This is a genomic window from bacterium (Candidatus Blackallbacteria) CG13_big_fil_rev_8_21_14_2_50_49_14 (assembly GCA_002783405.1).
Lineage (GTDB): Bacteria > Cyanobacteriota > Sericytochromatia > UBA7694 > UBA7694.
The window spans coordinates 306,366-320,027 of record PFGG01000035.1; the positions used below are offsets into that span (position 1 = coordinate 306,366).

At 49.7% G+C, this 13,662-nt stretch carries 12 protein-coding genes and 2 pseudogenes; 7 read left to right on the forward strand and 7 right to left on the reverse strand.

Features of this window, described 5'->3' with window-relative positions:
• Nucleotides 1-257 precede the first annotated feature (257 nt).
• Nucleotides 258-437: pseudogene (locus COW20_08155) on the reverse strand (PE family protein).
• Nucleotides 438-453: 16 nt separating this feature from the next.
• Here COW20_08155 and COW20_08160 point away from each other — a divergent pair.
• A complete protein-coding gene (locus COW20_08160; GenBank protein ID PIW49081.1) occupies nt 454-1,050 on the forward strand; it encodes a hypothetical protein in 597 nt (198 codons plus the stop codon).
• 66 nt (nt 1,051-1,116) lie between these two features.
• On the opposite strand, the gene COW20_08165 is transcribed toward COW20_08160, so the two are convergent.
• The gene (locus tag COW20_08165; protein PIW49082.1) at nt 1,117-1,590 is read right to left on the reverse strand and encodes a hypothetical protein; all 474 of its coding nucleotides are present in this window, start codon (nt 1,588-1,590) and stop codon (nt 1,117-1,119) included.
• 367 nt (nt 1,591-1,957) lie between these two features.
• Between COW20_08165 and COW20_08170 the strand changes: the two genes are divergently transcribed.
• Both COW20_08170 and COW20_08175 read left to right on the forward strand, forming a co-directional pair.
• Nucleotides 1,958-2,770, forward strand: a complete 813-nt coding sequence (locus COW20_08170; GenBank protein ID PIW49083.1) for an ABC transporter ATP-binding protein — start codon at nt 1,958-1,960, stop codon at nt 2,768-2,770.
• Nucleotides 2,760-3,599, forward strand: coding sequence for an ABC transporter (locus tag COW20_08175; GenBank protein ID PIW49084.1), 840 nt, complete (start codon nt 2,760-2,762; stop codon nt 3,597-3,599). The genes COW20_08170 and COW20_08175 overlap by 11 nt, the downstream gene beginning before the upstream one ends.
• Here COW20_08175 and COW20_08180 read toward each other — a convergent pair.
• Genes COW20_08180 through COW20_08190 form a run of 3 tightly spaced genes read right to left on the reverse strand, consistent with a single transcriptional unit; the run spans nt 3,596 to nt 6,176 of the window.
• Nucleotides 3,596-4,153, reverse strand: a complete 558-nt coding sequence (locus COW20_08180; protein ID PIW49085.1) for a hypothetical protein — start codon at nt 4,151-4,153, stop codon at nt 3,596-3,598. The two genes, COW20_08175 and COW20_08180, sit on opposite strands and share 4 nt — an antisense overlap.
• On the reverse strand, nt 4,146-5,798 hold the full coding sequence (locus tag COW20_08185) for a hypothetical protein (protein PIW49086.1): 1,653 nt from the start codon (nt 5,796-5,798) through the stop codon (nt 4,146-4,148). Before COW20_08185 ends, COW20_08180 begins: the two co-directional genes overlap by 8 nt.
• Entirely contained in the window at nt 5,799-6,176 is a 378-nt protein-coding gene (locus tag COW20_08190) for a hypothetical protein (protein ID PIW49087.1), read from the reverse strand. It abuts the gene before it with no gap.
• Here COW20_08190 and COW20_08195 point away from each other — a divergent pair.
• From COW20_08195 to COW20_08210, 4 genes and pseudogenes are all read left to right on the forward strand, one after another.
• A complete protein-coding gene (locus tag COW20_08195; protein ID PIW49088.1) occupies nt 6,175-8,664 on the forward strand; it encodes a hypothetical protein in 2,490 nt (829 codons plus the stop codon). The two genes, COW20_08190 and COW20_08195, sit on opposite strands and share 2 nt — an antisense overlap.
• A gap of 106 nt (nt 8,665-8,770) precedes the next feature.
• On the forward strand, nt 8,771-10,231 hold the full coding sequence (locus tag COW20_08200; GenBank protein ID PIW49089.1) for a peptidase C69: 1,461 nt from the start codon (nt 8,771-8,773) through the stop codon (nt 10,229-10,231).
• On the forward strand, nt 10,221-11,564 hold the full coding sequence (locus COW20_08205; protein ID PIW49104.1) for a hypothetical protein: 1,344 nt from the start codon (nt 10,221-10,223) through the stop codon (nt 11,562-11,564). Before COW20_08200 ends, COW20_08205 begins: the two co-directional genes overlap by 11 nt.
• 258 nt (nt 11,565-11,822) lie before the next feature.
• Nucleotides 11,823-12,835 (forward strand): annotated as a pseudogene (locus COW20_08210) (IS5/IS1182 family transposase).
• 115 nt (nt 12,836-12,950) lie between these two features.
• Here the strand turns inward: COW20_08210 and COW20_08215 are convergent.
• Nucleotides 12,951-13,220 (reverse strand): PIN domain nuclease, encoded by a 270-nt coding sequence (locus tag COW20_08215; protein ID PIW49090.1) that lies wholly within the window; start codon nt 13,218-13,220, stop codon nt 12,951-12,953.
• A gap of 80 nt (nt 13,221-13,300) precedes the next feature.
• On the reverse strand, nt 13,301-13,662 hold a 362-nt coding region (locus tag COW20_08220), incomplete at its 5' end, for a transposase (GenBank protein PIW49091.1).

A 13,662-nucleotide genomic window follows, 5' to 3' on the forward strand; every position in this document is an offset into this window, starting at 1 on the left:
CAAGATCAAACCCCGCTATCCCTAAATAAAATATAAGTGTAGGTCATTTTCAAGTTAATTTTTGTAGGGAGTAGTTGAGCCATGTCAAAACCATACGCCCGCTTCGTGCTGGTTTCTCTCTTTTCGGTTTCTCTTTTCAGTATGATGGGCTGTGGGCGTCGTCTGCCCAATCAAGACAAGCCCCCCGCTGCTGAAGAACCAGGAACGCCCCCCGCAGATCCTGGCACACCTCCAGCGCCGCCAGCCGATCCTGGCTTGCCTCCCGCACCTCCTGCCGATCCTGGTTTGCCTCCTGCGCCGCCAGCGGATCCTGGTTTGCCTCCCGCACCTCCTGCCGATCCCGGAACGCCCCCTGCGCCTCCGACCGATCCGGGAGCACCTCCTGTACCCCCGACTGATCCCGGTGCTCCTCCTGCACCGCCTGCGCCAGGCAACCCCGCTGTAGATGCCTTTATGGCTGAAATGGCCAAAGCAGGTTTTAGCGATGCCGCTTTGGTAAGTGCTGAACTGCAAAAAACTGTGAATCTGAAGATTACGGGCTGGAGCAAAGGCAAACATGAATCACCTGACCAAAACGTAGAAGCCATGTTTGAAGCCACGAAAACTTTGTTTGCGGCTCCTCCTGCCAATCCCCAGGAGTATTTTGAGCGCAGCATGGCCTTTTCACAACAAGCCGGTAATTTTACCTTTTTCGTTGATTTAAAGGTTTCAGCTGAACGCAAGGATCTTTATGTAATGAAGTTTGATCCCGCCAGCAAGCAAATCTTGGGGATCAATGAAAAGGATTTGGAATATACGCCTCCTCAACTCAGTGCCATGAGTGCACGCAGTGCCACCTTGCGTCGCCTGAATGCCGCTGTTGAAGGCAAAGTGTTCTTCTACGGTGAAGAGCAGGGTAAGTTTCTGGACCCCCAGCGGTTTATCCCGATCCCTGCTGAGGTATTGAATCCTCAGTTGCAGGCCGCCCGTGCCCGTGTTGCTGCCCAGTCAGCTATGAACACCTACCGTGTGGCCCCCAGAACCACGGCTTATCCAGTGATTCGCCGCTAAGTTATAAGTTTTTACTCTCTATTCCTACACTTTCCCCGGGCGCAATGCCCGGGTTTTCTTTTGCCTTTAAAAGAGTTGACGAAAATTCTGGTGCAGATTTTCTGCCTGGATTTTTTGTTGCAGGTTTTTCAGTTCTGAACTGAGATCGGGATTGAGCTTTAAGGCTTCTGCAATGGCTGCCGTTGCTTTCTCAATTTGCCCGTTTTTGAAATAGGCTTCCGCCAGAATTTTAAAGTCCAACCCCTTGAGATTGGGACGTTGCCCGTTGGTTTTGAGCATTTCTTCCATGACTTGAATCAGCTCGGGCCAACGTTCTTTTTTGAGCAGGGGCCGTGCTTTTTTGCGGTAACAGCGACACAGTTGGGCGTAGACGTGGTTATCGCCTGCCGGAGCCTCTTGCAAGGCCTGTTGATAAATCTTAAAAGCGGTTTCAATCTCTTTGGCTTCAAAAAAGCGATCCGCATCAAAAATCAGGCTTTGATAACGGCTGCGTTTTTGTGGGGCCGGGCTGCCGGGACGGCCGAGAGGTTTTCTTTGCATGCTTTGCTCCTGAGCAAGGGGATGGCTGAAATTGTACCTTATTTTTGAAATTCAAAAAATCAATTCAAAATTTTTGGAACAAATAAAGAGTGATTTGCGTCCTCTAGAAAATATCATCCCAAATTTATGTAAAGGAGTACAGATACCATGAAAATTCGCATTCATACCCAGTATGCCACTGCATCTTTGATGGCAGTGAGTGTATCTGTGCCCCCGTTTTACTGAGTTTTGTCTGAACCCTGTGGGTATAGACAACTCCAGAAGTCTATACCAGTCAGGGTTTTCTCCTTCAATAGCAGCTTAACCCCTCGCCGGTATAACTCCGGGAGGGGATTTCGTTTTGGAATTATTTTAGGAGGTAAGCACAATGTTTGCGATTGAATGTCATGAGGTCTGCAAGACCTTTCAAGATGGCAATTGGTGGTCTAAGCAGCGTAAGCAATTCAAAGCAGTAGATCACGTCAGTTTTCAGGTGCCCAAGGGAGAGGTCTTTGGCCTCTTGGGTACCAATGGATCAGGCAAATCGACTTTGATTCGCATGCTCTCTACGCTTTTACTGCCAGACAGTGGTTCTGTGCGGATTATGGGCTTGGATATTGAAGCTTCGGCCATGGAAGTGAGACGCCTGATTAACCGGGTGGCTGTGGATGCAGCTTTTTTCAAAAAGCTTTCAGCCTGGGAAAATCTTTCCTATTCTGCCCGTCTGTATGGGATTCATCCTGGCCAGAACCGTGAGCGGATTGTGGGGATTTTGACCCGTTTGGGTCTGAAAGAAGCCAAGCTGCACGATTCGATTGAGGATATGTCGCGCGGGATGCAGCAAAAGGTGGCGATTGCGCGGGCTTTGATTGCGGTTCCGCCCGTTTTGCTCTTGGACGAACCCACCACGGGTTTGGATCCTGTTTCAAAACGTGAGGTGCGGAATTTTATCCGTGAGGTCCGTCAGGATCACGCCACTTCGATTTTGCTGACCACCCATGATATGCAGGAGGCCGAAGAACTCTGTGATCGGATTGCGATTATGAGTGAAGGCCGACTGGTAAAAGTGGGAAGCATGGAGGTTTTGCGTGCTGCTGCGGCAAAAACCCATGAAGAAAAACAAACACTCGGATTGGAAGAAATCTTTTTTCGTCTGACCGGGAAATCTATACACGAGGAAGGAATGACTTATGTTTCATAGTCGTCGTTTAAAAATTGGAGGCATGCGCGAACTCTATGCGGTGGTTGCCTTTGTGGAGCGACAGTTTAATCTCTGTAAGCGCTACTGGACCTGGGAACTGGTCTTTTTGTTCTATACGGTGATTAATACGCTGACGATTGCGTTTATCGCCGTGGGGATGCAGAAACAAGGCCATGCGATTCAACCGGATTATGTATTTTATCTGGTGATCGGGGCCCTGATGTGGGGGTTTCTGGGAATTATTTTCCATGAGATCTCGAACTCTATCAGTTGGGAGCGTTGGGAAGGCACGATTGAACAGACCTTTATGGCCCCTGTGCAACGTCTGACCCATTTGGGCGGTGTCTGTTCCTTTGCGGTACTGTATGGCCTTTTGAGAACAGGACTGGTTTTGGTGGCTATGACCTTTTTCTTTGGCATGGGCTTGCCCAAGGCCAATTATGCGGGTGCGCTTCTGGTTTTGGGGGCTGCCAGCCTGTCTTTTATTGGTTTGGGCTTAATGGCGGCGATTTTGCCCTTGCTCTCACCTGAAAAAGGCTCACAGGCTACGCATATCATGGAAGGGGTTTTGCTGCTGGTTTCAGGGATTTACTATCCTGTTGAGGCTTTGCCCGAGTGGCTGCAAAGCTTTGCGATTTTCTCACCGGCGACTTATGCGCTGGAGGGGGTACGCAAGGCCCTGCTTCAGGGAGCGGGAGTAGCAGAACTTTGGCCCTTGGCCGCTAAACTGCTCTTGATGTCGCTGCTCTTTGTTCCGCTGGGCTTGGGGATCTTTCATACAGCAGAAACCTATGCCAAACGCGCGGGACTATTGAAGCGCAATGGTTAATCCGGGCTTTCCAGCTGAGCCAGCCTTTGCTCTGCTCTTCGAATCGCCTCCTGGCGTTGTAGGTATTGGGTTCTGGCCTGATACAGATGGGCTCTGTGTGGGCTGGAAAGATAGTTGAGAATACGGGCTGATTCTTCAGGGCTTTCGCCCTCAAGAATCAGCCCTTTCTGCGCACAGAGCCAGCGCAGGCATTCTTCAGCGCGTTGGGGATTCAGCAGGATCTGACGTACAGGAAAGAAAGAGGCAAGGCTTTCAGCGAGCTGGATGAATTCCTGGTTTTCGTGGAGCGGGGGCTTGGGGCCGGTCTGAAAACAGGGGGCTTTAAGCAGCCAGAGCAAGGGGCCGATCCAATCAAGCAGGTTCCCTGTACAGGATGGAAGCTGTTTTTGGAGCTGTTTGCGCGCTTTGGCCTGGGGGACGATGCCTTGTTTCGTGAGCTGGGCCGCTAAATGGTTTTGCCAGTCTGAATCGCTCATGGCTTGGGGTCTGAATAGCGCTGCTGGGCAAGCTTGAAGATGCTTAAGCAAGGCCTTGAGGGCTGCCATTTCAGGCATGGCTCAGCCTCATTAGCAAAGCACGCATCAGTTGCTGGATATCCTGTTCAGAACTTACGGCATGGAAGAACCAGCCCATTTTTTGAAAGGGCAATACTTCTGCTGGGGTTTGCAAATATTCAGGCAAATTGAGCAGGAGGCTGCCTCCGCCCCTGGCATTTTGAAGACTGGTCTTGAGCAGGGACTTCAGTTCTGAGCTTGCCAAGGCTTCGAGCAGGCCCTGATCTGAGATCAGAAGCAAGTGACAGGCTTCTGATGCGGGGCGCAGATAGCGTTCGCTGAGTAAGTCACTTGGAAATCGGGTGGCTCCACCTAAATAATGGCTCAGCAAGCTGAGCACTTGCTGCTCGTTGCGTGTGAAGGGCGTGGTCTCTAAGCCTTCGTCGGGGCCGCTCCAGAGGGTGATTCTTACTTTCCAGCCCTGATGCAGAGCCGATAAAGCCAGAACCACGGCAGACAGTACGGGCCAGGAACAAGTGTGGGCAGGATTGGGCAGAGAGCCGGAGGCATCCAGGTAAATGTCCAAGGCCTGAATCGGTAGGCGTGTGTTTTTTTTCGTATCATTTGACCAATATTGCTTAACAGTTGTAAAGCCCGGAACAATGCGTGGGCTCTGGATCAGGCTGTCAATCCAGGCGATTTCTTCAATCGGAGTGTCCAAAAGCCAGGGATCTGTGCCTTCGAGTAGGGGCTCCTGGGGCTGGGTCTGCATGGGTATTTTCCAGGGAGCCAGCAAGGGCTGGGCCTTTTGACGATAAAAAGCAATGCAGGCTTCTTGTTCTGAGAGCGTTTGACCCCAGGCTTGCCAGAAGTGAAGAAAGTGGCGGGGAGATTCCTGGCCCAAATGTCCGGCATGGGCACTCTTTTCTGCTTTTTCAGGCTTGAAAAGTGGCAAGGTTTTGCCAGGGTGGGAGGTTTCAGCGGGTGGTTTTGAGCTGGCGTGTGTGAGCGCTCCGTTTAAATCATGTGCCTCTCCCAGATCCGTTCCTTCTGAGAGCAGGAGGGGATGGGGTTCCTGTAGGAGTGCAGGTCGACAAAGCCTGGCAAAAGTGGAAAGGCCTTTTAAATCCTGGGTTTTGGAGCTATATACCACATCAGCCAATTCAAAAGCATCTGCTTCTTGATGGAGAGGCAGTCTTTCTTTTAAAACCTGACCTGCTGGCAGGCGAAGGAGGATTTCGTAAGCGCGTAAAACACGTTTCCAAAGTTCAGAGGGTTGAGCCGGTGCCCATTTTTGCAGGAACCCGATCAGGTTTAAATCGCTTTTGTGTGCCAAGCTGTGGTTGATTAAGAGATCCTGCCAGAGATTGGCCAAAGCGGGCAAGGAACTGAGATATTCGGGTAAAATCTGGGCGAGTATTTCAAGACTGCGCTGGTGCACCAGGTGTGAGGCCGGGCAGTAAAAAAGATGACCCGCTTCATGCGCTAAAATTTCAGTCAGATAGGGCAAAAGCCCTTCCGCTTCAATGCGTGGGCCATTGAGCAGGATCTGGCCAGAACGCAGATGGACACGGGCCAAATCCTGAGCCAGCCCCCAGTGAGCGCGTTCTGCTGGGGTTTGAATATAGAGTGGAAGGGGGATAAAACGGGGGGTATGCACCCAGACTGCCTGGGCTTTCTGCCAAGAAAGGGCAAGCGCTTCCATTTAGGGTTTTAAAATGGCAGAACTAAGCCCCAGAGGCAAGAGAACGCCTAAAAACAGAGCCAAACCCATGAGTAGAGTTGCAATTCCCTGAATCAGGAAGACCAGAATTCCACTGATAACGCTCAGAGCATAGCTTTTTTGCAGCAAATAGAGATAGAGGGCAAAAGGGGCGAGAGTGCCAACTATCTGAGGAATAATAGGAATGAACATGCCAGCCAACCCCATCAGCAGGCCGATAAAAAGCGAACCCAGAAAAGAAAGCAGATTAACCTTCAAGGCTGTTCCAAAGCGATTTTCGGCAATATTAAAAAATTTGAGTGTGAAATAAAGCATAAAACTGCTGAAGATCAGCAGCAGAGCCAGCAAAGGGAAAATCATGAAAGCGCCAAAGAACATTTCCATGGTGGCTTGGCTCCTTTTTCTGTTGAAAGACTGTTTTTACGATAGCATAAGCCTGCGTTGGCAGCCATCCTTCTTTTTTGAGCCTTGGCTTGGGTTTTTTCAGGCTCGGCTCTTCAGAGACGGGCTTTGCATCGGCTATAATGGGGAAGCCAGAGTATCGCAAAGGGGAAAAGCCATGGACACGAGATCTCAAAGCAGTTCCGGTGGTTGGAATGATCCAAGCATGGGGTATATTCAAAAGGCCGCTGACGCAGCCAGTAGTATTGAACCCATCGCGACACCAGATCTTCCCAATGAGGCGATTGAGGAAATCGCCCAAATTCTGGCTTCTATGTTTCACTACCGACATCAAGTGGATATTGTCCACCGCTTTGAAGTGATGAAACGTCTGCGTGAAGAAGCTGTCGTATTGCGTAAAACGATACAGGACAAAGGTCGGGCGGCGGTTCGGCTTGACGATTTGTTTGAACACCATTCTCTGCATACTGTAATTTATAAATCCCAGGTAGAAGCTTGGTTGGCTCTGCGTGCTCAGAAACCAACCTATGGCAAAGAACCTCCTGAGCGTTGCCCAGCTTGCGATATGCCCCTGGTAAACAGTTGGACCTGTCTGGGCTGTGGGCTTGAACTTGAAAGCCCCTATCTGCGCATGCAACTGCGGGCTTCTTCACAAAGCCAGATCCGCCATTTGCCCTATCACTACGCGCTTTTATCTGATACTGAGCGCCGCCGCCTGCTGTTTATTAACTGCCGTGAAGGCCATCGTGTGGGCTGGGAAATCGATGCTGAACAATGGGCTGTTGAGGCCCCCATGAGTGCCCTTTATCTGGACAAGCATCGGATTTTACTGACGGATCGCCAGCAGAACCGGGTTTTTGAAGTGGGCATGTTTGGGGAATTGCTTTGGGAGTTTAATACTGAGGAATCTGAACGCCATGCGCTGTTTGAGCCTTCCCGTGTGACCCTTTTTCACCGTGCCCAGGATGAATATTTTTTGATTGCAGATACGGGCAACCACCGTGTTTTGATGGTGGATCGCCACCACCGGATTCATTGGCAATATGGCATGATGGGAGAAGCGGGAGCAGATGATGGCTATCTGGATTCTCCGACAGATTTACAAATGACTTCAGATGGACATGTTCTGATTGTAGACAGTGGCAATAACCGGGTGATTGAAGTGAATTCTGACAATGGCCGGATTGTTTGGCAGGCTCCCGAACATCTGGGTCTTTTACAGCCTGTCTTTGCCGAGCGCTTGCAGAATCACCATATGATTATCGTGGATGCAGGCAATTACCGGGTTTTGGAACTCAACCCCCAGGGTGAATTGGAAGAAGAGGTCAATTATTATAATCAGAACCTCGATCCCCGTTTTCGTCTCGACAATCCCACCCAGTATATCCGCCGTGAAAACCAGAATATTCTGCTGGGCAGCGCCCAGCGCATGATGGAAATTGACCTGATTCACAAACATGCTCTGTGGGTGGCACCTCTCAATGATTTGAACTATGAATACCAGGATGAGATTCTGCATTCGCTTGACCCCAATGAAGAATTTGTGGCTTTGGTCGAAAAGCAGGATGCTCCTCCCATGGAGCAACTGAGTCTGAACCGTGTGCTGCAGCGAACCCAGGTTTTTCAAAATGCCCCCGAAGAATTTTTGGAAGTCTTAACGCCCTATCTGACCATGCATACCTATTACCCCGAAGAAAAGATCGTCAAAGAGGGCGAAACAGGCGATGCCATGTATATTCTGCGCAAGGGCAAGGTACATGTGGTGCGGGGAGAGGATACCCTTTTGGCCACCCTGGAAACCGGCGATATCTTTGGCGAAATGGCGCTGGTTTTAAGCGAACCACGCAGTGCCACTGTCAAAGCCAGTACGACCTGCGAAGTGTATCGCTTGAGCAAATGGGCCTTTGAAACCGCAATTCAGGCCTTTCCGGATGTGTACCATCGCATTCAGGAACTGGCCCAGAACCGGGCGGCGATCACCCGTTTGAAAACCGGGCGCCATCTCTCTGCTGCAGAAGCCTCTGAGGTTTTGCAAACCCTTTTGGATACGCAACTGGAGCGCTTGCAAAAAATTAAGTCGGAATACAAGCACCAGGCCCAGTCCGTGATCGTATTCCGGCCTCCTTGGCGTTTGATGTATACCAAAATTGAACAGCATGCCATTCATGCCGCGATTCGTGAGGGCTGGCACTGTTTCGAGCTGCATCTGCACAGCCGCAGTGGTGAAAAAATGACCCTGGATCAGGTCTGTCCTGTCATTTTGCTTTTGCGCGAACAGGGAGAACTGATCAAACTTCATCCTTCAGCCGATGCGATCAGGAGGGATTTACTCAACGATACCCTGGCCTTGACCTTGATTACACATCATTCCCGTGAGCAGATTCTTGAAGACTTGGGCAGTATGCAGGGTTGGGCTCCGACTCAAATTTTTGAAATAGATTTTTAAACCCAACGGAGAAAATCTATCCCGTGCCGGTTGGGCTTGAATCCGGGTACAATAGAGCACTGGCTTGCGCCTAAGGCGTAGCGTCAATTCCTGTATGATTCGAGGGATGCCTGTGATTGAAAGAGATTTGGCCCAACTGGCTGTAGATACGGCCCTGCAGCGTGGAGCAACCTATGCCGACGCCCGGATTATCCGCTTGCAAACCGAGCAATTGGATATTCGCAATGGCAATGTAAATGGCATTAAACAACACCTGGAAGTCGGTATCGGCATTCGGGTTCTGGTAGATGGGGCTTGGGGCTTTGCAGCCAACCCCGATTTGAAAAAATCCAAGGTTGAAATTGCGGTGGATCGTGCGATTGCCCTGGCCCGTGATTCAGCCCATCTGTACCATGCCCCCGTGGTTTTGGCACGGCGTGCGCCGATTGTCACGGTTTGGAAATCCCCCTGTCAGATTGATCCTTTTGGAGTTTCGCTGGAAGACAAGTTGGGCTTTTTATTTGAAGCAGAAGAAGAAATGCGCCGGGTCAAAGGCATTGCCTTTACTGAAGCCGGCATGGATCTCTGGAAAGAATGGCAGCTTTTTGTGAACAGCGATGGCAGCCAGATTGAACAGGAAATCGTGCAGACCGGCTCTGGCCTTTCGGCTACAGCGGTTTCAGATACCGATGTGCAAACCCGTTCGTTTCCCTCTTCCTTTGGTGGACAGTTTAAATCTGCTGGATATGAGCTGATTCCCACGCTGAACCTCAAAGACAATGCCCAGCGCGTGGCTGAAGAGGCCGTGCAGTTGCTGACTGCCAAGGCCTGCCCGGTGGGTGAAAAGACCCTGATTCTGGGGGGCTCACAACTGGCTTTGCAAGTACACGAATCCTGTGGGCATCCGGTGGAATTTGACCGGGTGCTGGGTCATGAAGCAGATTTTGCTGGCACCAGCTTTTTAACCCCTGAAAAACGCAATAACTTTCAGTACGGCTCTGAAATTGTGAATATTGTGGCCGATGCCACTGCTCCTGGCGGGCTGGGGAGCTTTGGCTATGATGACGAGGGCACGCCTGCCCAGAAATCAGACATTATCAAAGATGGCCGTTTTGTAGGCTACCTGATGAGCCGTGAAACCGCTGAAAGCAATGAAATGGAATCGAATGGGGCCATGCGTGCTCAGGGGTGGAATCATACCCCGATTGTGCGCATGTCGAATATCAACCTGTTGCCCGGTGACTGGGAACTTCAGGCCATGATCGAGTCGACTGAAGATGGGATTATGGTTTGCGATAACCGCAGCTGGTCAATCGATGACAAGCGTCTGAATTTCCAGTTTGGCGGTGAGCTGGGCTGGGAAATCAAGGGTGGCAAAATTGTCGGCATGGTCAAGAACCCGACCTATACCGGCATTACGCCTCAATTCTGGCGCAGCTGTGACGCGATTGCCAATCAGAATCATTATCAAATCTGGGGCACGCCCAATTGCGGCAAGGGCCAGCCGATGCAAGTGGCCCGTGTGGGTCACGGGGTTTCCTATGCCCGCTTCCAGAACGTGAAAGTAGGTGTGGGCTATGCTGAATAAGAAAAAAGCGCAGGAGATTCTCTCTGAGGCGATTCGCTATTCGCCGGCAGATGAAACGGAAGTGATTCTGAGTGGGGGCAAAACCTTCTCGACCCGTTTTACCAATAACTATATCTCTCAAAATGGCGCGCAGAAGGAATATGACCTGACCGTGCGTGTGGCCTTTGGGCAGCAGGTGGGTGTGGCTTCCTGCAATCTTTTTGATGGAGATAACCTCAAAAAGGTTGTTGACAATGCCTGTAATGCAGCCCGCCACAGCAAACCCGACCTTGACTGGACGTCTGTGCTGGAGCCAACAGATCATCAGGAAATGAATGATGCCTATCTGCAGGACACGATTGACTATACTCCGCATGAAAAGGCCGAACGCCTGGCACCGATTTTGAAACAGTCCATTGACAAGGGCCTGACTTCAGCCGGGATGTTGGTCAATGGCGATCAGATGTTGACCGTGATGAATTCCAAAGGGCTTTTTGCCTATCAGTCCTGGACTACCGCTTCTTTTACCTATACCGCCATGGCACCCAACCAGGGCTCGGCCTGGGCTGAATATCACAGCCACGATATGGCTGAAGTTGCGGTTGAAGAACTGGCTGCTCAGGCCATGGAAAAGGCGCTTTTGAGCCAGAACCCGATTGCCGCTGAACCTGGTGCCTATACCGTGGTGCTGAGCCCCAGTGCGGTGCTGGAATTGGTTGAGTTTCTCAACTACCTGGGTTTTGGGGGCATGGCCTATGAAGAAAACCGTACCTTTACAGCGGGCAAACTGGGCCAGCAGCTTTTCGATCCCCGGATTAACCTGGTAGATAATCCTTTCCGCAAGGAAGTGCTGGGGCCTGGCTTTGACTATGAAGGCCATCCCAAACAAGCTCTGCCTTTGATTGAAAACGGCGTGGTGCGCAATCTGGCCTATGACCGCCGAATGGCGAACAAGGCAGGCAAACAGTCTACGGGCCATGCCCTGATGCCCCCTGCCACGATGGGGCCTTTTCCGACCCAGATTGTGCTGGAAGCGGGTGAAGACACGCTTGAAAGCATGATTGCCTCAACCGAGCGCGGGATTTATATTACCCGGCTCTGGTACTCCAATGTGGTTGATCCCAAACAGGCGATTATCACCGGCATGACCCGTGATGGCACCTTTATGATCGAAGACGGCAAACTGAGCAAGCCCTTGCGCAATATGCGTTATAACGAGTCGCTGCTCAAGGCGTTTGCCCAGGTCGAAGGCATTGGCAACCGGGTCTACGGCTTTCAGGGCTATTTTGGCAAGTTGGCCGTGCCCGCGCTGAAACTGCGTGATTTTCACTTTACAGGTGTTTCGCAGGAATAAGTCTGAACATGTTTGAAAGCCCCCGCTTCGTTTTGATGAGGCGGGGGCTTTTTTATTTTATTTTTGAGCTTTATGATAGGGTTGATGGGAAAGCCGATGATCGGTCCTGCTTTGCTGACTTTTGTTGGCCTTTTTTCCCCTCAAATGGGGATTGAGCGCCATTTGAATCAAGATCTTCCATTGCAAAGGGGCGTTGTTGCATGAATGCTGACCTAAAAAAAGCCCCCGAGAAGGCCATAATGCTGGTAATTTCAGGGTATGAAAAAAAATGTTAATGACCCCAAACCGAAGTATCGAGTCACGAACTGGTCTGAGTATAACAAAGCCTTGAAGCAAAGGGGAAGTATCACGTTCTGGTTTTCGGAAGATGTTCAAGAAAAATGGCTGACGAATGAAAAAACGGGAAAACGAGGAGCCTCCCAAACCTATTCAGATCTAGCCATAGAAACGTTTTTAACTGTTATGGCACTTTACAAATTGCCATTAAGAGCTGCCGAAGGTTTCATCCACTCAATCTTTGCTTTAGCGGACATTAAATTAGGGGTTCCTGAGTACAGCACAGTGAGTCGGAGGAGATTTGGGCTGAAGGTTATTTTGCCCCGCAAAGTGAGTGATAGAAAGATTCACGTTGTTATTGACTCAACGGGAGTCAAAATTTTTGGAGAGGGAACTTCAGTTGTTAGCGACGCTAGGAACCTTACAAATGAAGATAGCATTGATGAGTGGAAGGTGCGTCAACACGGTTACAGCAAGCGTAGAACATGGCGAAAGCTTCATTTGGCTGTAAATGAAGCAATATGCGAAATTGTCGCCAGTGTTGTTTCTGAAAACTCACTTACTGACGGTGACGCTTTGGCTGACCTACTTGAGCAAATTCCTGAGCCAATTGAACAGGTCTCCACTGACGGAGCCTATGACTGGTTTTCATGTTATGAAACATCGCTCAGCGTCAGGCTAAAGCAGCGATTCCTCCTCGTGAAAATGCCAAAATTAAGCAAAGAAAAAAAGTAGGAATTGAGCCTTTGCCCAGAGATGAAAACCTCAGAAGAATCAGGCAAATCGGGCGTAAAAACTGGAAAATTGAAAGTGGCTATCATCGGCGCAGTTTGGCTGAAACCAGCATGTTCAGGTTCAAACAGATTTTCGGTGGAAGTGTTCACTCGCGCTCCTTTGAGAGCCAAGCCGTTGACCTCTTTGTTAGATGTGTATTGCTCAATCGAATGACCTGGCTGGGAATGCCTGTATCTGAAAAAATAGAGGTTGTTTTATGACTCTTCCAATTTTAAGTAAAAACTCGATTGCTCAACTTTTGATTCATGCAACAACGCCACTGTTACTGTAAGCAATGGCATCTTTTGAGCATTAAATGTCAATTTAGGAATGCTGTTACCAAAATCTTTTATCAAAATAAAGATCAAATATCTGATCGTTGTTGATGATTTTCATATTTTCTGCCATGCATTGTGCAATCAATAAGCGATCAAAAGGATCTCGATGGTGAAAAGGTAATTTTTCAAGGGTTAAAAAATGGTGGGTATGCGTAGGCAGTAAATAAAATCCGATCGCTGTGATGTGATGAAAAATGCTTTCTAAAGGCTTGTTCAATCTTAATTTCCCAAGGCTCACTTTGATGGTCATCTCCCAGAGGGTGGCCATACTCACATAAATATCATTTTCTGGATGCTCAATAATTTCTCGGAGGTCAACGACCCTGGCCTAAAGGCCAGAGCTTGTAACTAACCAAAGGAGATGTTCCCTTGAATCGCTACAATAGGCTGGTTGACAGACAGCCCTTTAAATTGCAAGTAATTGGCGCGAATATTAATCGCGGCGTTGTGGTCAGCATGGCAAGTAAATTTGCACACACGACACTTAAACACAGACTGTTCAGGGCGATTGGAGCGGGAAACATGTTTGCATTGAGAACACTTTTGCGAGGTATAACGGGGGTCAACAAAAACAACACTGACTCCCGCAGCCTGCGCCTTATACTCAACAAACGTCTGTAATTGGGCAAAGCTCCATTTGTGCAGCCGCTTACGCTGAGCTTTTTTCAGTTTGGTTTTACCCCGAATATCTGTCAGATTTTCAAACACCA